Below are 17,950 nucleotides of genomic sequence, written 5' to 3'. Positions count from 1 at the left end.
CATCGTGTGATCCATTCGCCGGCCGACACCGCCGCGGGCCGGCGCGCGCATCCACGACGTGCCAACCACTACATGCATGCGAACCGCATCGCAGGGGGTTCTATGAGATCCAACCGCGCCAAGCTGCGCGCCGTGAGCATGGCAGCGACACTGCCCATGATCGCCGGCGCGCTGGCGCTGGGCATACCCGCGGCACACGCTGCGGACAGCCCCGCTCGTGACGCACTGAAGGGCACCAAGCCGCTCTGGGCCACGGCCAAGGCGGACAAGGGCGCGACCTCGAACAGCGCCCAGGTCAAGGCCCGGGTCTACCTGGCCGGCCGGGACGCGGCCGGCCTCGCCGCTTACGCCAAGGCGGTGTCCGACCCCAGCTCGCCGCTGTACGGCAAGTACCTGAGCGCCAAGAAGGCGCAGGCCCGCTTCGGGGCCACCAAGGCCCAGGTGGCGGCCGTGAAGTCCTGGCTGACGTCGGCCGGTCTGACGGTCACCGAGGTCACCTCGCGCTACGTCGCCGTCTCCGGTGACGTGGCCGCCGCCGAGCAGGCGTTCGGCACCCAGCTGCACAACTTCGCCAAGGGCTCGAAGACGTACCGCGCCCCGGCGCGGACCGCGTCCGTGCCGGCCGCCCTGAAGGGCGCCGTCCTGACCGTCACCGGCCTGGACAGCGCCCCGCACAAGGCGAGCCACAAGGACCAGCTGCCGCCCCCGGACGCCGTGTTCAAGAACGCCGGGCCGTTCTCCTCGTACTACGGCTCGAACACCGCGACCACGCTGCCGGACGCGTACGGCTCCAAGATCCCCTACGCGGTCAAGGGCTACACCGGCAAGCAGCTGCGCGCCGCCTACGGCGCCGGCACGTACACCGGCAAGAACGTGCGCATCGCGATCACGGACGCGTACGCCTCGCCGACCATCGCCTTCGACGCGGGCAAGTACGCGCTGAAGAACGGTGACGCGGCGTGGAAGACCGGCCAGCTGCACCAGGTGCTGCCGAAGAACTACACGAAGACCGAGGAGTGCGGCGCGGCCGGCTGGTACGGCGAGGAGACCCTCGACGTCGAGGCCGTGCACGCGGTCGCGCCGAACGCCGACGTCACCTACGTGGGCGCCGCGTCCTGCTACGACGACGACCTGCTGGACTCGCTCAGCAAAATCGTCGACAACCACCTGGCCGACATCGTCTCCAACTCCTGGGGCGACATCGAGGCCAACCAGACCCCGGACCTCGCGGCCGCCTACGACCAGGTCTTCCAGCTGGGCGCGATCCAGGGCATCGGCTTCTACTTCTCCTCCGGTGACAACGGCGACGAGGTCGCCAACACCGGTGTGAAGCAGGTCGACACCCCGGCCAACTCCGCGTGGGTGACCGCGGTCGGCGGCACCTCGCTGGCCGTCGGCAAGGGCGACAAGTACCAGTGGGAGACCGGCTGGGGCACCGAGAAGGCGACCCTGTCGGCCGACGGCAAGAGCTGGACGGGCTTCCCGGGCGCGTACACCTCGGGCGCGGGCGGCGGCACCAGCAAGACCGTGCCGCAGCCGTACTACCAGAAGAACGTCGTCCCGAAGACGCTGGCCACGGCCAACAACGCCGCCGGCAACCGCGTCGTCCCGGACATCGCGGCCATCGCCGACCCGAACACCGGCTTCCTGGTCGGCCAGACCCAGACCTTCCCGGACGGCACCGAGCAGTACAGCGAGTACCGCATCGGCGGCACCTCGCTGGCCGCCCCGGTGATCGCCGCGGTCCAGGCCCTGGCCCAGGAGGCACGCGGCGGCAAGGCGCTCGGCTTCGCCAACCCGGCGATCTACGCCAAGTACGGCAAGAAGGGCGTCTTCCACGACGTCACGGACAACCCGACGGGCTCCGGCCTGGCGGTGGCCCGCATCGACTTCGCCAACGGCTTCGACGCCGCCGACGGCCTGCTGACCTCGGTCCGCAGCCTCGGCAAGGACAGCTCCCTGTCCGCGGTGAAGGGCTACGACGACGTCACCGGCGTGGGCTCACCGGCGAACGGCTACGTGCAGTCGTACCGCCGCCACTGATCCTGCGGATCGGCTGAGGGGCGTGGGGTCCTGGTGACCTCACGCCCCTTCGCGTCGCCGCGGCGCCGATCACTCCGACTTGAGGGCGGCGATGAAGGGGGCCCAGGCGGTGGCGGGGAGGAGGAGGGTGGGGCCACCGGGGACTTTCGAGTCGCGGACGGGGACGAGGCCGGGATGATCGGGAGCCACTTTCGACTTGCGCCAGAGGGCGGCGCCAGGGAAGTCGCCGGCCACTTCGACGCATTCCCCGCCGTCACCGTTGCTGTAGCTGCTCTTGAACCAGAGCGCGTCACTCAAGTCGATCCGGTTGCTTGCCATTTCGATAATCCCCTGCCGCTGCCTCGATCATGGCGAGGGACACGTCTGGTGACAGCGCGACGGCCCTGAGCCGATCGTATGCCTTGCGGTACTGCTTCACGAGGGCCGGATCGTCGATGGTGTCACCGCTGTAGGACGCCTCGGTGTAGATCAGCGGCGGCGCGTCCGGGAAGGCCATCACCATGATGGAGGCGGCCATCAGGGGATACGCGCCGCACGTCCGCGGAACGATCTGCGGAGTGATCCGGCGCCGATCGGCCAACTCCACGATCCGGTCCAGCTGTTCGGCCATCTCCAGCGGCGGGAGGATCGGATCCGCAATCAGCGACTCGTGCAACACCGCCCAGTACTCCGGGGTGGAGTGATCCTCCTCGAAGAGGCGGGCGCGGGCGAGTCGGGCCTTCACCTTCTCCTCGACCCACTCATCGGAGGCCGCCGGGTGGGCCGACCGGACCAGCGTCCGAGCGTACGGGGCGGTCTGTAGCAGCCCGGGGAAGATGATGGGGGACCACAGCTCAATGGACTCCGCGTAGTTCTCTGCCTCCAGAGCCTTCTCGAAGTACGCGGCATGCGGCCCCCGCCTTGCCCTCCGCACATCCTCGCAACGCCGCTCGAAGAACCCATCCGTCTTCAGGACCCGATCCGCATGCCGGGCCAGGTCCAGCGGCATCCTCCGCTCGCCGCGCTCGATGTCGCTGAGGTAGGTCTTGCCGTAGAAGCTGCCCTCCAGGAACGCCTCCAGCGACATCCCCGCCGCCTCCCGCTTCCACCACAGTTCCTTGCCGTAGAAGGTCGGGACGCTCATCGAGCCGTCGATGTCCTGACGCCGTGCCACGCGCTCACCGCCGTAACTCACCGTGCCGTTTCCGCTGTTCGCGCCGTGGACGCGCGACGTCTTCCACGGTAGCGACAGGGGCGACATTCTGTGAGGTGTTCGTCACAGACCGCACGGAAGGCCGTTCACCCCCCATGCCCGACCACTCCCCCAGCGCCCACGACGTCACCCTCTGCGTGGAAGACCTGCGCGCCGCCCTCTCCCTGCACGGCATCACGCTGCCGTCCCTCCGCGTGGACCTGCCGGGCCTCGCGGGCACGTACGCGCCGCCGGCCGGACTCGTCACCCTCGGCAACTGCAACAGGGCCACGGCACGTGCCCTGGCCGCGGCGCTCAGGAAGGCGGCTCAGGGGTGAGGCCGGTGCGTGAACTGCGGCTGCTCGCCACCCCGGAGGCCGCACCGGAACTGCGCGCGCGGTTACGCGGGCACGACTACGACGTCCGGCTGTGTGCGACCGAGCTGCTGACGAACGTCATCGATCACGTCGGGGAGGGAACGCCGGTGACGGTACGCGTGATCGGGACGCAGGACGGCGACCGTACCCGCGTCGAGGTGACGGACCCCGACGCGCGCGTCCTGCCCGTCCTGCGCCGTGCGGCGGAGACGGAGGAGTGCGGGCGAGGACTGGCGCTCGTCTCCGCGCTGGCCGACCGGTGGGGCGTGGACCAGGGGCCGGACGGCAAGACGGTGTGGTGCGAGTTGCCGGCCGGGCGGACGGACGGGCGAAGGCCCGTCAGTGGTGCAGCGCCCCCGACCCCTCGGGGACGTGGGACGTGACGACCCGCCCCACCGACGGAGTCTCCCGGCGGCGGTCCACCGCGTAGGCCACGCCCGCCACGCCGAGGCCCAGGACGGCGAGCGCCGCGCCCGCGAGCGCGGGGGACGCCACGCCGAAGCCCGCGGCGAGGGCCAGACCGCCGATCCAGGCGCCGCCGGCGTTCGCCAGGTTGAAGGCCGCCTGGTTGGCGGAGGAGGCGAGGGACGGGGCGGCGGCGGCCTTCTCCATCACCATCAGCTGCAACGGCGAACCCGTGACGAACGCCGCCGTGCCGAGGAGGGTCACGGCTACGGCCGCGCTCCACTCCGCGCGCATCAGCAGGGGGAAGAGCAGCAGGACCACGGCCAGCGAGACCAGGCCGCCGAAGAGCGTGCCGCGCAGGGAGTGGTCCGCGAGGCGGCCGCCCAGGAGGTTGCCGGCGGTGGCGCCGACACCGAAGAGCGCCAGGAGCAGCGTCACGCTGGCCTCGGCGAAGCCGGCGGAGTCCGTCAGCATCGGGGTGATGTAGCTGTAGGCCGCGAAGAGCGCGCCGAAGCCGGCCACGGTCGTACCGAGGGCCAGCCAGACCGGCAGGGACTTCAGCGCCGCGAGTTCGCCGCGCAGCCCGGTCGCGGAGGCGTGGGTGTGGTCGTGCGGGATCAGCAGGGCCAGCGAGGCTATCGCCGCCAGGCCGATCACGCTCACGCCGAGGAAGGTGGTCCGCCAGCCGAGGTGCTGGCCCATCAGCGTGGCGGCGGGGACGCCCGCGACGTTGGCGACCGTCAGGCCGAGGAACATCAGCGACACGGAACGGGCCTTGCGCTCCGGCGGGACCATGTTCGTGGCGACGACGGCGCCGACGCCGAAGAAGGCGCCGTGCGGCAGGCCGCTGAGGAAGCGCGCGGCCAGCAGGGAGCCGTTGCCCGGGGCGAACGCGGAGAGGGCGTTGCCCACGACGAACAGGGCCATCAGGGCGATGAGGACCGTGCGGCGGGACATCCGGGCCGTCACGGCGGCCAGCAGCGGGGCGCCGATGACGACGCCCAGCGCGTACGCCGAGACCAGGTGCCCGGCGGCGGGGATCGAGAGGTGCAGGTCGTCCGCGACGTCGGGCAGCAGGCCCATCATCACGAACTCGGTGGTACCGATGCCGAAGGCGCCCACGGCAAGGGCGAGCAGGGCCAGGGGCATGAAGGGACCTTTCAGAGCGGAGTGCCGTACGGGGTCGAGTCTCTCAGTATGTTCCCGTACGGAACAAACGCGCTCAGGGCCGGCATTCCAGCGGTCTACGAGCCTGTGTCGAGCTTCACACGGGCCGCCACCGGCAGATGGTCGCTGTTGGTGCGCGGAAGCGTCCAGGAACTCTCCGGCTCGACGCCCTTGACCATGATCTGGTCGATCCGCGCCATCGGGAACGACGCCGGCCAGCTGAACCCGAAGCCGCTGCCCGCCGCGCCCTGCGTGGAGCGCAGCTGCGAGGTGACGGCGTTGAGCGAGCGGTCGTTCATCGTGCCGTTGAGGTCGCCGAGGAGTACGACGCGCTCGACGGGCTCGTCGGCGATCGCCTCGCCGAGCGCGTCGGCGCTCTTGTCGCGCTGCCGGGCCGTGAACCCGGCCTCCATCTTGACCCGCACCGAGGGCAGGTGCGCCACGTAGACCGCGACCGGGCCGCGCGGGGTCGTCACGGTGGCCCGCATCGCCCGCTTCCAGCCGAGCTTGATGTCCACGGCCCGGACGTCGGTCATCGGGTACTTGCTCCACAGACCGACCGTGCCGACGACCGCGTGGTGCCCGTACGTCTGCGCGAGCGCCTTCTCGTAGACGGGTACGGCGGAGGCGGGCAGTTCCTCCAGGGCCAGCACGTCGGCGCCGGACCCGGCGACGTCGGTGGCGGTCGCGGCCGGGTCGGGGTTGTCGGCGTTGACGTTGTGGGTGGCCACCATCAGATCGCCGCCGCTGCCCGTCTTGTCGGTGAGCAGCCCGCCGAAGAGGTTCAGCCAGACGATCGCCGGGAGCAGGATCGCGATCAGGGCGGTCGCCGACTTGCGGATCAGGGCGAGCACCAGCAGCACCGGGATGGCCACGCCCAGCCAGGGCAGGAAGGTCTCGGTGAGACTGCCGAGGTTGCCCACCCGGTTCGGGATGCGGGAGTGGATCAGCATCACCAGGGCGAGCAGCAGGGCGAGGGCGGCGAGGACGAGGCCGCGGCGCCATACCCGCCGGTCGCCGCGCCAGCCGTCGAGCAGTCTGTGCACCAGGCGCCGAAGCCGGGATCCCGGTCGCTCGGGCTCCGAGCCGCCGCTGTCCGTCTCCGTCATGTACGCCTGCTGCGCCATACCGTCTGCCTCACTGCCTGCCGTGCACACCGTTCGTCCCCGTGCTCTTCCGACCCTAGGGGATGATCGGCTCCGATCCCGCCGTCCCATGACGGCCGTACGGAAGACGAGGACGAACGAAGCGGGACCGGGGGTTCCGGCTACCCCCGGGACCGGCGAGGTCTGTGACGAAACGCGCACATTGGCGCTAGGCCGCCGACGAACTGACGGGGCGTAGGCCCGCCAGGACCGTGTCGACGATCTCCTCCGCCAGGTTCTCGGGCAGATCGGCGTCGGGGCGCATGATGGTGCGGACGAGCATGGGGCCGACGAACATGTCGTTGGCCAGTTCCAGGTCGACGTCCGCCCTGAGTTCGCCTCTCTCCCGGGCGCGGCGCAGCACGTCCAGGGCGAGGACGCGCCGGGGCGCTATGACGCCGGCGTAGTAGGCCCCCCAGATCTTGGGGCTGGACTTCATCTGGGCGTACACGTTGTGCAGGATCGCCGACGAGCGGCTCGCGAGGCCGCGCCGGCGCAGGGACTCCAGCAGGGCGACGAGGTCGTCGCGCAGGGAGGTGCCGGGGAGGACGGGGTCGGGGGGTTCGGCGGAGCGTACGACGTCGACGAACAGCTCCTCCTTGCCGCTCCAGCGACGGTAGATGGTGGCCTTGCCGACCCCGGCCGTGCGCGCGACCCGCTCGATGGACAGCTCACCGAGGGGCACGCCCTCCTCCAGGAGCTTCATCACGCCTTCCAGGATGGCGCGTTCCACGGCTTCACTGCGCGGGCGGCCCCGCACGGGCCCGTCCGGCCGCGGCCGGCTCTCGGCAAGGCTCACGTCTCTTCGTCCTCTCACTGTGCTGCGGGGATTGTCCCGCAGTGGACTCCCTCCCCCGTGGAGTCCCGCTCGACTCTCAGTCCGTGGCGCCGACCAACTCCCTTTCCGTCTCGCCCTCCTGACCTGCCGGCGGCTTGCCCGGCAGGAAGAGGGCCGTCACCACGGCACCGATCAGCGCGACGCCCGTACCGCACAGGGCGGTGACGTGCATGGCGTGCAGGAACGCGTCGTCGGCGGGGGCGATCAGGGCCTTGCCCCGCGGGCCGAGCCTGTCGGCGATGCCGAGGGTGGCCTCGATGGACTCGGCGGCGGTGTCGCGCAGGCCGGGCGGCAGCAGCCCGAGCTTGCCCTCGATGCCGTTGCGGTACGAGGTGGCGAGCACCGAGCCGAGGACGGCGATACCGAGGGCGCCGCCGACCTGGCGGAAGGTGTTGCTGAGCGCCGAGGCGGAGCCGGCCTTCTCGCGCGGCAGGGCCTGCATGATGACGACCGAGGTCGGCGTCATGATGTGCGCCATGCCGGTGCCCATGAGGAAGAAGACGACCTCCAGCAGCCAGATCGGCGTGTCGGCCTCGAAGCCGGCGAACGCGGCCAGTGTCGCCGCGATCAGCACCAGCCCCGCGGTGGTCGTCGCCTTGTTGCCGAACCGGTCGACCACCAGCCGGGCGCGCGGGGCGAAGATCAGCTGGCCGACGGCGAGCGGCAGCATCAGCACGCCGGACTCCAGCGGGGAGTAGCCGCGCACGCTCTGGGTGTAGAAGACGCCGAAGAAGGTGACTCCCATCAGCGCGAAGAAGACCAGCGCGATGGCGCCCATGGCGGCCGAGAAGACCTTGTTCTTGAAGTAGGTGACGTCCAGCGACGGATGGTCGCTGCGCTTCTCGAAGACGATGAAGGCGGCCAGTACGACGAGACCGGCGATGATGGTCGCCAGCACCTTGGCGTCGGTGAAGTCGGCCAGTTCGCCGCCCTTGATGATGCCGTAGACCAGCAGCACCAGGCCGACGACGGACAGGACGACGCCGATCGGGTCCAGCCGGCCGGGGTTCGGGTCGCGGGAGTCGGGTACCAGCCAGGCCATCAGGGCGAGCGCGACGATCACGATCGGCACGTTGACCAAGAAGACCGAGCCCCACCAGAAGTGGTCGAGGAGCGCGCCGCCGGTGATCGGGCCGATGGCGATGGCGAGGCCGACGCCGCCGGCCCAGATGCCGATGGCCTTGGGCTGCTCCTCGCGCTCGAAGACGTTCATCAGCACGGCGAGGGTGGCGGGCATGACGAAGGCGGCACCGAGGGCCATCAGGGCACGGTAGGCGATCAGCTGGCCCGGGGAGCCCGACTCGGCGGCGAGCGCCGAGCCGATGCCGAACACGGCGATGCCACCGAGCAGCACCTTCTTGCGGCCGAGGCGGTCGCCGACCAGGCCGGCGGTGAACAGCAGGCCGGCGAAGACGAGGGTGTAGGCGTTGATCGCCCACTCGATCTCGCTCTGGGTGGCGCCCAGGCCGATCGGCGCCGGGGTCGAGATGGTCTTGATGGCGACGTTCAGGATCGAGTTGTCGAGCACCACGATCAGCAGGCTCAGCATCAACACGCCGAGGATCGCCCAGCGGCGCCGGTGCACGGCTTCCGGTATCCGGGGGGCAGGGGCGGAACTTGTCATGCGTTCGACCCTACGACCATTTCGATACGGAACCGTCTCGTATCGATTTTCTTTACCAAGGCCTTACACGGTCGCCGGACACGGCCCTGCGCGGCTTCCGGCCGCGGGCGGGGATCACACGGGGTCCCCCTGGCCCTGACTGGCACGAGGTGCCACCATGGAGACGATCCGGGGACGCCGTCAGGGCGCCTCGAGATGACTGAAGGAGCCGTTGCCATGACGCAGCTTTCGGCTGCCCAGCACAAGCCTTCCGACGGCAGCAAGGCGCTGTACGGGGGGAAGGGCACCCGCCGCATCACGGTCCGCGACATCGCCCTCGCCAAGGAGCGGGGCGAGAAGTGGCCCATGCTCACCGCCTACGACGCGATGACCGCGTCCGTCTTCGACGAGTCCGGCATCCCGGTGATCCTCGTCGGCGACTCGGCGGGCAACTGTCACCTCGGGTACGAGACCACCGTGCCCGTCACCCTCGACGAGATGACGATGCTGTCGGCAGCCGTCGTCCGCGGCACCGGCCGCGCCCTGATCGTCGGCGACCTGCCGTTCGGCTCCTACCAGGAGGGCCCGGTGCAGGCGCTGCGCTCGGCGACCCGGCTGGTGAAGGAGGCCGGGGTCGGCGCGGTCAAGCTGGAGGGCGGCGAGCGCTCGCACGAGCAGATCCGGCTGCTGGTGGAGTCCGGCATCCCGGTGATGGCCCACATCGGCCTGACCCCGCAGTCCGTCAACGCGATGGGCTACCGCGTGCAGGGGCGGGGCGAGGAGGCGGCGCAGCAGCTGCTGCGCGACGCGAAGGCCGTGCAGGACGCGGGTGCGTTCGCGGTCGTGCTGGAGCTGGTTCCCGCGGAGCTGGCGGCCGAGGTGACGCGGGTGCTGCACATCCCGACCGTCGGGATCGGCGCCGGGCCGGAGACGGACGCGCAGGTGCTGGTGTGGACCGACATGCTGGGGCTGACGTCCGGGCGGGTGCCGAAGTTCGTCAAGAAGTACGCCGACCTGCGTGAGGTCATGGGCAACGCGGTGAAGGAGTTCGCGGAGGACGTCGTCGGCGGGAACTTCCCGCTGGCGGAGCACTCCGTCCACTAGCCATTGCGGAAACACCGGGCAGCCCGCCGATCATCCCCCGTCGGCGGGCTGCCGCTTTGTGTCGGCGGGCTGCCGCTCCGTGTCGGTGGGGTGTCGGCGGACTGTCGGTGGTTTGTCGGTGGGCCCTGGCACTGTCCTCCACATGACACGCATCGACGACAACCCCGCCGGCGCGAACCACGCCGTGACCGTACGGGGACTGGTCAAGCACTACGGCGAGACCAAGGCACTGGACGGTGTCGACCTGGACGTGCGCGAGGGCACCGTGATGGGTGTGCTCGGGCCCAACGGCGCCGGCAAGACCACCCTCGTACGGATCCTGTCCACCCTGATCGGCCCGGACGCCGGGCAGGCCCTCGTGGCCGGCTACGACGTCGTACGCCAGCCCCGCCAGCTGCGCCGGGTCATAGGACTCACCGGCCAGTACGCCTCGGTGGACGAGAAGCTGCCGGGCTGGGAGAACCTGTACATGATCGGGCGGCTGCTTGACCTGTCCCGCAAGGACGCCCGCGCCCGCGCCGACGAACTGCTGGAGCGGTTCTCCCTCACCGAGGCGGCGAGGCGCCCGGCGAGCACGTACTCCGGCGGTATGCGGCGGCGGCTGGACCTCGCCGCCTCGATGATCGGCCGGCCCGCCGTCCTCTTCCTGGACGAGCCGACGACCGGCCTCGACCCCCGCACCCGCAACGAGGTGTGGGACGAGGTGAAGGCGATGGTCGGGGACGGCGTCACCGTGCTGCTCACCACCCAGTACATGGAGGAGGCCGAGCAGCTCGCCTCCGAGCTGACCGTCGTGGACCGCGGCAAGGTCATCGCGAACGGCGGCATCGACGAGCTGAAGGCACGCGTCGGCGGGCGCGCGCTGCGGGTGCGGCCGGTGGATCCGGGGCAGCTGCGGCCGCTCGCGGACATGCTGGACGAGCTGGGCATCACCGGGCTCGCGGCCACCACCGTGGACACCGAGACCGGCTCGCTGCTGGTGCCGATCCTCAGCGACGAGCAGCTGACCGCCGTGGTCGGCGCGGTCACCGCGCGCGGCATCACCCTCTCCTCCATCACCACCGAACTGCCCAGCCTGGACGAGGTGTTCCTGTCCCTCACCGGCCACCGTGCCGGTGCCCCGCAGGACGCCACGCCCGCCGACTCCCGCGAGGAGGTCGCCGTATGAGCGCCCCGACCCTGACTTCGACCGACGTCCGCATCCCGCTGCGCGGGCACCTGCGGCACACCGGCGCGCTCATCCGGCGCAACCTGCTGTGGATCCGGCAGGACCCCGAGTCGATGTTCGACGCCCTGCTGATGCCGATCGTCTTCACCCTGCTGTTCGTGTACGTCTTCGGCGGCTCGATCGGGCAGGCGCTCGGCGGCGGTCAGGAGCAGTACGTCCAGTACGTCATCCCGGGCATGCTGGCGATGATGAGCATGACGCTGTCGCAGGGTGTCGGCACCGGCTTCAGCCAGGACTTCAACAGCGGTGTCATGGACCGCTTCCGGTCGCTGCCCATCGGGCGCGGCTCGGTGCTGTTCGCGAAGATCGCGGTGGAACTGGCCCGCATGCTGTTCGCGACGGCCGTGCTGATGGTCGTCGCCGTCCTGGTCGGCTTCCACATCACCAACTGGCCGGGACTGTTCGCGACCGTGGGTCTGTCCGCGCTGTTCGCCTCGTCGATCATGTGGGTGTTCCTCACCCTCGGCGTCATCCTGAAGAACGCGCAGTCGGTGCAGGCGATGGGCTTCCTGGTGCTGTTCCCGCTCCAGTTCGGCTCCTCCATCTTCGCCCCCACCCAGTCGATGCCGGGCTGGTTGCAGCACTTCACCGACTACAACCCGCTCTCCACGCTCGCCGACGCGGCGCGCGGACTGATGATCGGCGGTCCGGTCGCGCACGACCTGCTGGTGACGCTCGGCTGGTCGGTGGCGATCACCGCGGTGATGGCGCCGGTCGCGATCCACAAGTTCCGCACGAAGAGCTGACGGCTCCGTGTCAGACCAGGGCGGTGGCCTCCGCGAGGGAGAGGCCACCGCCCTGCGCGTACGCGGCCTCGAACCCGGGGCCGTCGAGCGTCTCCCGGATCCGGGCCTCGGTCATCTCGTACACCCGGCGCTCCACACCGGAGGAGACATGGCCGTGCGGCAGCAGGGCGATGGACGCGGCGAGGCAGCGGGCGGCGTCGGCGGCGCGCCGGCCGCCGTCGGCACGGGCGAGGGCCATCGCGCCGATGGTGAGGCAGATGGAGTTCAGGTGGGGGGTGACGGCCTCCGACAGCGGGTCGCCGGCGAGCCGCAGCGCCCTGCGCAGCCGGGTGAGCGCCTCCTCGGTCCGGTCGTCGAGAGCGTCCACCCAGGCCTCCTGGCTGAGGATCAGGGCGTCGAAGACGACGAAGTGGGCGATCTTGAACTCCTCGCGCAGCAAACGCAGCTGGTCGCGTGCCTCGGCGGTGCGCTCGGTCAGGCCGAGCCAGCAGGCGAGGAAGAGCCGGGCGGCGGGCATCGCCTCGTTGATGGAGCCGTCCTGAGACGCGATGACCTCACGCAGCATCCGCTCGCCGCGTTCGGTCTCGCCCGCCTCCATGAACACGCTGCCGAGGCGGGAGCGGAGCACGGCCGTCTGGGCGCGGGCGCCGAGGCGTTCGGCGTACTCGATGGCCGCCTCGTAGTCGCCGGCCGCCTCGCGGTAGGCGCCCTTGCGTTCGCGGGCCTCGCCACGGGCCGACAGGGCCTCGGCGACCCCCCAGTCGTCGCCGAGGCGGCGGTAGATCTCCAGCGCCTCGTCCGAGTCCCGGGTGGCGCTGCCGGCCCAGGCGGTGCGGTTGGCCAGGAGGTTGGCGCGCAGTCGCAGGGCACCGGCCAGCTCCCACTCGTAACCGGGGGTGTCCCGGCACGTCCGCACGGTGGCGTCGATGATGGTGCGCAGCCGGTCCACGCCGGCGGTCAGCATCTCGGCGAAGAACCACAGGATGCCCGGGGCGCGGCAGGTCTGCGGCATGCCGGGCTCGTAGACCTGGGTGATGACGCGCAGCTTGGCCTGTGCCCCGGGGGTCTGCCAGGCGTCCATCTCGGTTTCCATGACGGCGAGATGGCTCAGGTGGACGCCGCGCCGGGCCTCCATCAGCACCTCTCCGTCGTACGGGGGCGGTGCGTCGGTCAGGCGCTGCCACACCGGGCGGGCGTGGCGGACCGGCTCGGTGAAGGGGTCGGGGCCGAGCGCCATGACCTCCTGGCACCAGGTGCGGACCTCGATGCGCTGGTCGCGCATCTGCCAGAACCACTGCAGGGACAGCACCAGGCACAGCGCCTCCTGTTCGTCGCGCAGGGCGACGGCGTGCCGCAGGGCGGTGCGCAGGTTCTCGTACTCCAGCTGGATCCGGTCGATGGCGGTGCGCTGTTCCGCGCCGCGCAGCAACGGGTCGGTGGTGCGGGCGAGTTCGCGGTAGTACGTGAGGTGGGCGCGCTCGGCCTCGGCACGGCGACCGGCCTCGTCGAGCCGTTCGGCGGCGTACTCGGCGACGGTCTCCAGCAGCCGGTAGCGCATCTCGCCCCCGGCCGAGGGCGCCGCCACCACCAGGGACTTGTCGACCAGGGAGCCGAGCGCGTCCAGGGCGGCCGGGTCGCACACGGCCTCGGCGGCGGCCAGGTCGCAGCCGCCCGCGAAGACCGACAGCCGGGCGAGGACGTCCCGTTCGTCCTCGCCCAGCAGATCCCAGGACCAGTCCACGACGGCTCTGAGGGTCTGCTGGCGGGGCAGCAGGGTGCGGCTGCCGGAGGTGAGCAGCCGGAACCGGTCGTCGAGGCGGTCCGCTATCTGCCGGGGGGTGAGCATCCGGAACCGGGCGGCCGCGAGTTCGATGGCCAGGGGCAGTCCGTCGAGCCGCCGGCAGATCTCGGCACAGGCCCCGGGGTCGTCCTCGACCCGGAACCCGGGCCGGGCCGCCGCGCCCCGCTCCGCGAGCAGCCGCAGCGCGACCGGTTCGGGCAGCGGCTCCACCGGCCGCACCAGCTCCCCCGGCACGCCCAGGGGTTCACGGCTGGTGGCGAGGACGGTCAGCTCCGGGCAGCGGGCCAGCAGCCGCTCGGTCAGCCGGGCGGCGGCCTCGACGACATGTTCGCAGTTGTCGAGGATGATCAGCATTCGGCGCCGCGCGCAGTGCTCCACGAGCCGTTCGAGGGGGTCGTCGTGCCGGTCGGAGACCGCGCGCATGGTGTCGGCGCCGGCGCCGTGCAGCACGGTCTCGCGGGCGCCGATCGCGGTGAGCACGGCCTGTGGTACGGCGTCCGGGTCGTCCACGGGGGCCAGTTCGGCCAGCCACACGCCGTCCCGGACGGTGCGCCGTACCGCCTCGGCGGCCTCCAGGGACAGCCGGGTCTTGCCGGCGCCGCCGGGCCCGAGCAGGGTGACGAGCCGGGCCGTCGTGAGATCGGCGCCGATGGACTCGATGTCCGCTTCCCGGCCGACGAAGGAGGTGAGCCGGGCGGGCAGGTTGCCGGGCCGGGCCGCGGGCCGCGCGTCCGAGGGTGCCTCGTCCAGCAACGCGGCGTGCAGGGCGCGCAGCTCGGGTCCGGGGTCGGAGCCGAGCCGGTCCGCGAGCAGCCGGCGTACGTCCTCGTAGCCGGCGAGCGCCTGGGCCGGGCGGCCGGCGTCGCGCAGGGCGCGCAGCCGCAGCGCCTGCAGCGGCTCGTCCAGCGGGTGGCTGTCGCACAGGGCGGTCAGCTCGGGCAGCGCCTGCTCGGCCTGCCCGAGGGCGAGGGCGGCGGTGTGCCGGGCGCGCAGGGCGTCGAGGCGGCGGGTCTCCCAGCGGGCCGCCTCGGCGGTGTGGCCGGGCAGGTCGGCGAGGGCGGGGCCGTGCCACAGGGCGAGGGCGTCGTCCAGGACGACGGCGGCCTTGGCCGGGTCTTCGTCGGCGAGGGCGCGCAGGCCGTCGCCGGTGAGCCGGTCGAAGCGGGTCAGGTCGACGTCGTCGGGTGCCGCGGTGAGCCGGTAGCCGCCCTCGGCCGAGGCGACGGCGTCCGCGCCGAGGGCCCGCCGCAGCCGGCCGACGAGCGCCTGGAGCGCTCCGCCGGCGTCGGCGGGCGGGTCGGTGTCCCACACCTCGTCGACCAGCACGCCGACGGGGACGGTCCGGCCGGCCCGGAGCGCGAGCACGCTCAGCAGGGTACGCAGCCGTGCCCCGCCGACCGGGACGGTCGTACCGTCGGGGCGGATTGCCTGGGTGGTGCCGAGCAGCCGATAGCGCACGGGGTCCATTGTCTCCGGAGCGGTCAGCGGCGGTCACCGGGTTGCGGCGGCGTGCCGTCCGGGACCTCCAGGGTGACGAGGACGCCGACGGCGCGGCGGACCCGGTACGGGACCTGCCGCGGCGGCTGTTCCTCGTCCTCGAACCGGTCGAACCATTTCGGGCAGGCGTCGACGGCTTCCAGGGTCCGTGCGCCGGGCACCGGCTCCAGGGCGCGCCCGGTGGCGCGGAAGACCGGCGTCCCGGGTTCCGGGTCGGGGTGTTCGACGGCGCTCGGGTCGTGGTGGGCCAGGAACTCCTGGTGCACGAGGTCGATGGAGCGCACGCGGCCGGCCGTCTCCCGGTCGGGGCCGCCGTGGTTCTCCACCTGGGCCACGGCGCCGTGGCAGCCGTCGTCGGTGTCCTCGCCGTCCACGGGGACCAGCCGCCAGCTCACCTCGTCGCCCACCGCGAAGGGTGTGCCGCAGCACCCCATCTGCCAGTCCTGGTAGAACACCCTCATCCGTGCCATCCCCTCACCTTCCAGGAACCGGACGGCCGGCGCGAGACGTTTTCCCCACGTGTGTGCGGCCGGTACGGTCGCAGTCCCCGACCGTCCCCTGCCGTACAGGAGTCCGCCCATGGCCACCACAGCCGCCCGCCCCGGCGATCGACGGGTCAGTCCCGTGTTCGTCGGGATCCTGGCCGTGACGGCGGTGGCCGGCTGGGCCGCCTGGACGGGGTTCGCGGCGCAGCCGGGCGTCGCGGTGTTCCTGTTCGTGACCGCGGCCTGGATCGTCTCGCTGTGTCTGCACGAGTACGCGCACGCGCGCACCGCCCTGCACAGCGGGGACATCACGGTCGGCGCGAAGGGCTACCTGACGCTGAACCCGCTGAAGTACACGCACGCGCTGCTGAGCATCGTGCTCCCGGTGGTGTTCGTGATCATGGGCGGGATCGGTCTGCCGGGCGGCGCGGTGTTCATCGAGCGCGGCCGCATCCGGGGCCGCTGGCGGCACAGCCTCGTCTCGGCGGCGGGCCCGCTGACGAACGTGCTGTTCGCGGCGGTGTGCACGGCCCCGTTCTGGCTGCACGCCCTGGACGGTGTCCCCCGCGACTTCCGGTACGCGCTGGCGTTCCTCGCCCTGCTCCAGGTGTCGGCGGCGATCCTGAACTTCCTGCCGGTGCCGGGCCTGGACGGCTACGGGGTGCTCGAGCCGTGGCTGTCGTACCAGGTGAAGCGCCAGGTGGAGCCGTTCGCGCCGTTCGGCCTGCTGTTCGTGTTCGCGCTGCTGTGGGTGCCGTCCGTCAACCAGGCGTTCTTCGACGTGGTCTACGCGATCCTCGACGGCCTGGGCGTCGAGCCCGTGCCGCGCTACTGCGGCGAGGCGCTGTACCGCTTCTGGGAGGGCACCCCCGAGGGCTGCCTGATCAGCCCGTGACGGAGTTGTCCGGTCCGGCGGCGGCCCGGCCGCGCTTCACGTAGTACCAGGTCATGTTGGACGACAGGCCCGCCAGCAGCACCCAGACGATGCCCAGCCAGCTGCCCTGGACGAAGGAGACGACCGCGGCGGCCACGGCGAGGAGGCAGACGATCAGGGTGTAGAGGGCGATGCGGGGCATGACGGGTGGCTCCTGTCGGGGACACTGCTCGGGGCTGCTTCGCCGACCAGTGTCCCCCATCGCCCCGCCCGGCTCACACGTCGGTGACGCGGAGCCCGGCGTGCGCCTTGTACCGGCGGTTGACGGAGATCAGGTTCGCGACCAGCGACTCGACCTGGTGGGCGTTGCGCAGCCGGCCCGCGAAGACGCCCCGCATGCCGGGGATGCGTCCGGCCAGCGCCTGCACGATCTCCACGTCGGCCCGCTCCTCGCCGAGCACCATCACATCGGTGTCGATCTGCTCGGTCTCCGGGTCCTGGAGCAGGACGGCCGACAGGTGGTGGAACGCGGCGGTGACCCGGGAGTCCGGCAGCAGGGCGGCGGCCTGCTCGGCGGCGCTGCCCTCCTCGGGCTTGAGGGCGTAGGCGCCCTTCTTGTCGAAGCCGAGCGGGTTGACGCAGTCCACGACGAGCTTGCCGCTCAGCTCCTCGCGCAGGGACTTCAGCGTGTCTCCGTGGCCGTCCCACGGCACGGCGACGATCACGATGTCGCTGCGGCGCGCGGTCTCGGCGTTGTCGGCGCCCTCGACACCGTGGCCGAGTTCCCCGGCGGCGGCCTGGGCGCGCTCGGCGACCCGGGACCCGATGATCACCTTCTGGCCGGCCCGGGCGAGCCGGTAGGCGAGGCCCTTGCCCTGCGGCCCGGTGCCGCCGAGCACGCCGACGACGTACCCGGAGACGTCGGGCAGGTCCCAGGGGTCCTTGGCGGGTGCCTTGGCGGGGGTCTGTGCGCTGTCGCTAGTGGTCATGGGCCGACTCTACGTCCGCGGCGCGGACGGGACCGGGTCAGGTCAGCCGCGTCACCGGCCCCCGGCGCAAGGTGATGGTCTCGTAGGCGCCGAAGTCCCCCGTCTCGTCGGCTCGACGAGGCTCCTCCGGCCGTCCCGGTAGCGGGCGTCGGCGCGGTTGCCGGGCGAGGGCCAGTCGTGACGGGTGTGGAAGTAGACCCGTCCGTCGGGGAGTTCGGCGGCGGTGGTCGCGTTCGCGTTGACGTAGCCGTCGGCGGGCGGCAGCGTGTGGTTGGCCCCTACGAGGACGCGGCCGCCGCTCAGCCGGAGGGCGTGTCCGGGCGTGGTGGCGTACCAGCGCCAGCCGGGCTTCTTCACCAGTGCGGTGATCTCCCTGGTCCCGCACCAGGTCAGCCAGGACGGCGGCCTCGGTGGCCCCGGCCGCGGCACGGACGTGCACGAGCAGAATCCGGCCGGTGTCGAGGACGACGGGGGCGG

17 protein-coding genes and 1 pseudogene are annotated in these 17,950 nt (G+C 71.8%); 7 read left to right on the top strand and 11 right to left on the bottom strand.

From position 1 onward, the window contains the following. The first annotated feature begins 102 nt into the window (after positions 1 to 102). Complete coding sequence (locus ACZ5CW_RS32505) at positions 103 to 2,043, top strand: S53 family peptidase (protein ID WP_468607712.1); 1,941 nt, start codon at positions 103 to 105, stop codon at positions 2,041 to 2,043. Positions 2,044 to 2,112: 69 nt separating this feature from the next. Here ACZ5CW_RS32505 and ACZ5CW_RS32500 read toward each other — a convergent pair whose 3' ends face one another. After that, the gene (locus ACZ5CW_RS32500; RefSeq protein ID WP_468607710.1) at positions 2,113 to 2,361 is read right to left on the bottom strand and encodes a DUF397 domain-containing protein; all 249 of its coding nucleotides are present in this window, start codon (positions 2,359 to 2,361) and stop codon (positions 2,113 to 2,115) included. After that, positions 2,333 to 3,166 carry a helix-turn-helix domain-containing protein gene (locus tag ACZ5CW_RS32495; protein WP_468607838.1) on the bottom strand — a complete coding sequence of 278 codons (834 nt, stop codon included), beginning with the start codon at positions 3,164 to 3,166 and terminating at the stop codon, positions 2,333 to 2,335. The genes ACZ5CW_RS32500 and ACZ5CW_RS32495 overlap by 29 nt, the downstream gene beginning before the upstream one ends. Positions 3,167 to 3,330: 164 nt before the next feature. On the opposite strand from ACZ5CW_RS32495, the gene ACZ5CW_RS32490 reads away from it, so the two are divergent. Both ACZ5CW_RS32490 and ACZ5CW_RS32485 read left to right on the top strand, forming a co-directional pair. After that, positions 3,331 to 3,552: a hypothetical protein gene (locus tag ACZ5CW_RS32490; protein WP_468607708.1), complete on the top strand. Its 222-nt coding sequence runs from the start codon at positions 3,331 to 3,333 to the stop codon at positions 3,550 to 3,552. A 5-nt stretch (positions 3,553 to 3,557) separates the two neighbouring features. After that, positions 3,558 to 3,974, top strand: coding sequence for an ATP-binding protein (locus ACZ5CW_RS32485; protein WP_468607706.1), 417 nt, complete (start codon positions 3,558 to 3,560; stop codon positions 3,972 to 3,974). Here ACZ5CW_RS32485 and ACZ5CW_RS32480 read toward each other — a convergent pair. The 4 genes from ACZ5CW_RS32480 to ACZ5CW_RS32465 all read right to left on the bottom strand — a co-directional run bounded on the left by ACZ5CW_RS32480 (position 3,931) and on the right by ACZ5CW_RS32465 (position 8,770). Then, on the bottom strand, positions 3,931 to 5,145 hold the full coding sequence (locus tag ACZ5CW_RS32480) for an MFS transporter (protein ID WP_468607704.1): 1,215 nt from the start codon (positions 5,143 to 5,145) through the stop codon (positions 3,931 to 3,933). The two genes, ACZ5CW_RS32485 and ACZ5CW_RS32480, sit on opposite strands and share 44 nt — an antisense overlap. Positions 5,146 to 5,240: 95 nt before the next feature. Beyond that, on the bottom strand, positions 5,241 to 6,290 hold the full coding sequence (locus ACZ5CW_RS32475; RefSeq protein WP_468607702.1) for an endonuclease/exonuclease/phosphatase family protein: 1,050 nt from the start codon (positions 6,288 to 6,290) through the stop codon (positions 5,241 to 5,243). Positions 6,291 to 6,477: 187 nt separating this feature from the next. Continuing rightward, positions 6,478 to 7,107, bottom strand: coding sequence for a TetR/AcrR family transcriptional regulator (locus ACZ5CW_RS32470; RefSeq protein WP_468607700.1), 630 nt, complete (start codon positions 7,105 to 7,107; stop codon positions 6,478 to 6,480). Between the two features lie 76 nt (positions 7,108 to 7,183). Beyond that, on the bottom strand, positions 7,184 to 8,770 hold the full coding sequence (locus ACZ5CW_RS32465) for an MFS transporter (protein WP_468607698.1): 1,587 nt from the start codon (positions 8,768 to 8,770) through the stop codon (positions 7,184 to 7,186). Between the two features lie 216 nt (positions 8,771 to 8,986). Between ACZ5CW_RS32465 and panB the strand changes: the two genes are divergently transcribed. The 3 genes from panB to ACZ5CW_RS32450 all read left to right on the top strand — a co-directional run bounded on the left by panB (position 8,987) and on the right by ACZ5CW_RS32450 (position 11,827). Continuing rightward, positions 8,987 to 9,853 carry a 3-methyl-2-oxobutanoate hydroxymethyltransferase gene (panB, locus tag ACZ5CW_RS32460; RefSeq protein ID WP_468607696.1) on the top strand — a complete coding sequence of 289 codons (867 nt, stop codon included), beginning with the start codon at positions 8,987 to 8,989 and terminating at the stop codon, positions 9,851 to 9,853. Positions 9,854 to 9,995: 142 nt separating this feature from the next. Beyond that, on the top strand, positions 9,996 to 11,021 hold the full coding sequence (locus ACZ5CW_RS32455; RefSeq protein WP_468607694.1) for an ATP-binding cassette domain-containing protein: 1,026 nt from the start codon (positions 9,996 to 9,998) through the stop codon (positions 11,019 to 11,021). Then, positions 11,018 to 11,827: an ABC transporter permease gene (locus ACZ5CW_RS32450; RefSeq protein ID WP_468607692.1), complete on the top strand. Its 810-nt coding sequence runs from the start codon at positions 11,018 to 11,020 to the stop codon at positions 11,825 to 11,827. Before ACZ5CW_RS32455 ends, ACZ5CW_RS32450 begins: the two co-directional genes overlap by 4 nt. Positions 11,828 to 11,837: 10 nt before the next feature. Here the strand turns inward: ACZ5CW_RS32450 and ACZ5CW_RS32445 are convergent, their stop codons facing one another. Beyond that, positions 11,838 to 15,095: an AfsR/SARP family transcriptional regulator gene (locus ACZ5CW_RS32445; protein WP_468607690.1), complete on the bottom strand. Its 3,258-nt coding sequence runs from the start codon at positions 15,093 to 15,095 to the stop codon at positions 11,838 to 11,840. 14 nt (positions 15,096 to 15,109) lie between these two features. Beyond that, positions 15,110 to 15,595 (bottom strand): DUF6578 domain-containing protein, encoded by a 486-nt coding sequence (locus ACZ5CW_RS32440; RefSeq protein WP_468607688.1) that lies wholly within the window; start codon positions 15,593 to 15,595, stop codon positions 15,110 to 15,112. A gap of 109 nt (positions 15,596 to 15,704) precedes the next feature. On the opposite strand from ACZ5CW_RS32440, the gene ACZ5CW_RS32435 reads away from it, so the two are divergent. Beyond that, positions 15,705 to 16,505 (top strand): site-2 protease family protein, encoded by an 801-nt coding sequence (locus tag ACZ5CW_RS32435; protein WP_468607686.1) that lies wholly within the window; start codon positions 15,705 to 15,707, stop codon positions 16,503 to 16,505. On the opposite strand, the gene ACZ5CW_RS32430 is transcribed toward ACZ5CW_RS32435, so the two are convergent. The 3 genes and pseudogenes from ACZ5CW_RS32430 to ACZ5CW_RS32420 all read right to left on the bottom strand — a co-directional run. Then, complete coding sequence (locus ACZ5CW_RS32430) at positions 16,495 to 16,746, bottom strand: hypothetical protein (RefSeq protein WP_468607684.1); 252 nt, start codon at positions 16,744 to 16,746, stop codon at positions 16,495 to 16,497. The two genes, ACZ5CW_RS32435 and ACZ5CW_RS32430, sit on opposite strands and share 11 nt — an antisense overlap. Positions 16,747 to 16,759: 13 nt before the next feature. Continuing rightward, the gene (gene npdG / locus ACZ5CW_RS32425) at positions 16,760 to 17,473 is read right to left on the bottom strand and encodes an NADPH-dependent F420 reductase (protein ID WP_468607682.1); all 714 of its coding nucleotides are present in this window, start codon (positions 17,471 to 17,473) and stop codon (positions 16,760 to 16,762) included. Positions 17,474 to 17,557: 84 nt separating this feature from the next. After that, positions 17,558 to 17,948, bottom strand: a pseudogene (locus ACZ5CW_RS32420) (sialidase family protein); the annotation flags it as partial. Between the last annotated feature and the right edge of the window lie 2 nt (positions 17,949 to 17,950).

This window comes from Streptomyces sp. NPDC031379, from assembly GCF_055569615.1.
Note: the sequence above shows the minus strand (reverse complement) of the source record. Positions and strands in the feature narration are given on the sequence as shown.

Coding starts and splice junctions, on each gene's coding strand:
- ACZ5CW_RS32505 (WP_468607712.1), top strand. CDS start 103: ATGAGATCCAACCGCGCCAAGCTGCGCGCCGTGAGCATGGCAGCGACA.
- ACZ5CW_RS32500 (WP_468607710.1), bottom strand. CDS start 2,361: ATGGCAAGCAACCGGATCGACTTGAGTGACGCGCTCTGGTTCAAGAGC.
- ACZ5CW_RS32495 (WP_468607838.1), bottom strand. CDS start 3,166: ATGAGCGTCCCGACCTTCTACGGCAAGGAACTGTGGTGGAAGCGGGAG.
- ACZ5CW_RS32490 (WP_468607708.1), top strand. CDS start 3,331: ATGCCCGACCACTCCCCCAGCGCCCACGACGTCACCCTCTGCGTGGAA.
- ACZ5CW_RS32480 (WP_468607704.1), bottom strand. CDS start 5,145: ATGCCCCTGGCCCTGCTCGCCCTTGCCGTGGGCGCCTTCGGCATCGGT.
- ACZ5CW_RS32475 (WP_468607702.1), bottom strand. CDS start 6,290: ATGGCGCAGCAGGCGTACATGACGGAGACGGACAGCGGCGGCTCGGAG.
- ACZ5CW_RS32465 (WP_468607698.1), bottom strand. CDS start 8,770: ATGACAAGTTCCGCCCCTGCCCCCCGGATACCGGAAGCCGTGCACCGG.
- panB (WP_468607696.1), top strand. CDS start 8,987: ATGACGCAGCTTTCGGCTGCCCAGCACAAGCCTTCCGACGGCAGCAAG.
- ACZ5CW_RS32455 (WP_468607694.1), top strand. CDS start 9,996: ATGACACGCATCGACGACAACCCCGCCGGCGCGAACCACGCCGTGACC.
- ACZ5CW_RS32450 (WP_468607692.1), top strand. CDS start 11,018: ATGAGCGCCCCGACCCTGACTTCGACCGACGTCCGCATCCCGCTGCGC.
- ACZ5CW_RS32445 (WP_468607690.1), bottom strand. CDS start 15,095: ATGGACCCCGTGCGCTATCGGCTGCTCGGCACCACCCAGGCAATCCGC.
- ACZ5CW_RS32440 (WP_468607688.1), bottom strand. CDS start 15,595: ATGGCACGGATGAGGGTGTTCTACCAGGACTGGCAGATGGGGTGCTGC.
- ACZ5CW_RS32435 (WP_468607686.1), top strand. CDS start 15,705: ATGGCCACCACAGCCGCCCGCCCCGGCGATCGACGGGTCAGTCCCGTG.
- ACZ5CW_RS32430 (WP_468607684.1), bottom strand. CDS start 16,746: ATGGGGGACACTGGTCGGCGAAGCAGCCCCGAGCAGTGTCCCCGACAG.
- npdG (WP_468607682.1), bottom strand. CDS start 17,473: ATGACCACTAGCGACAGCGCACAGACCCCCGCCAAGGCACCCGCCAAG.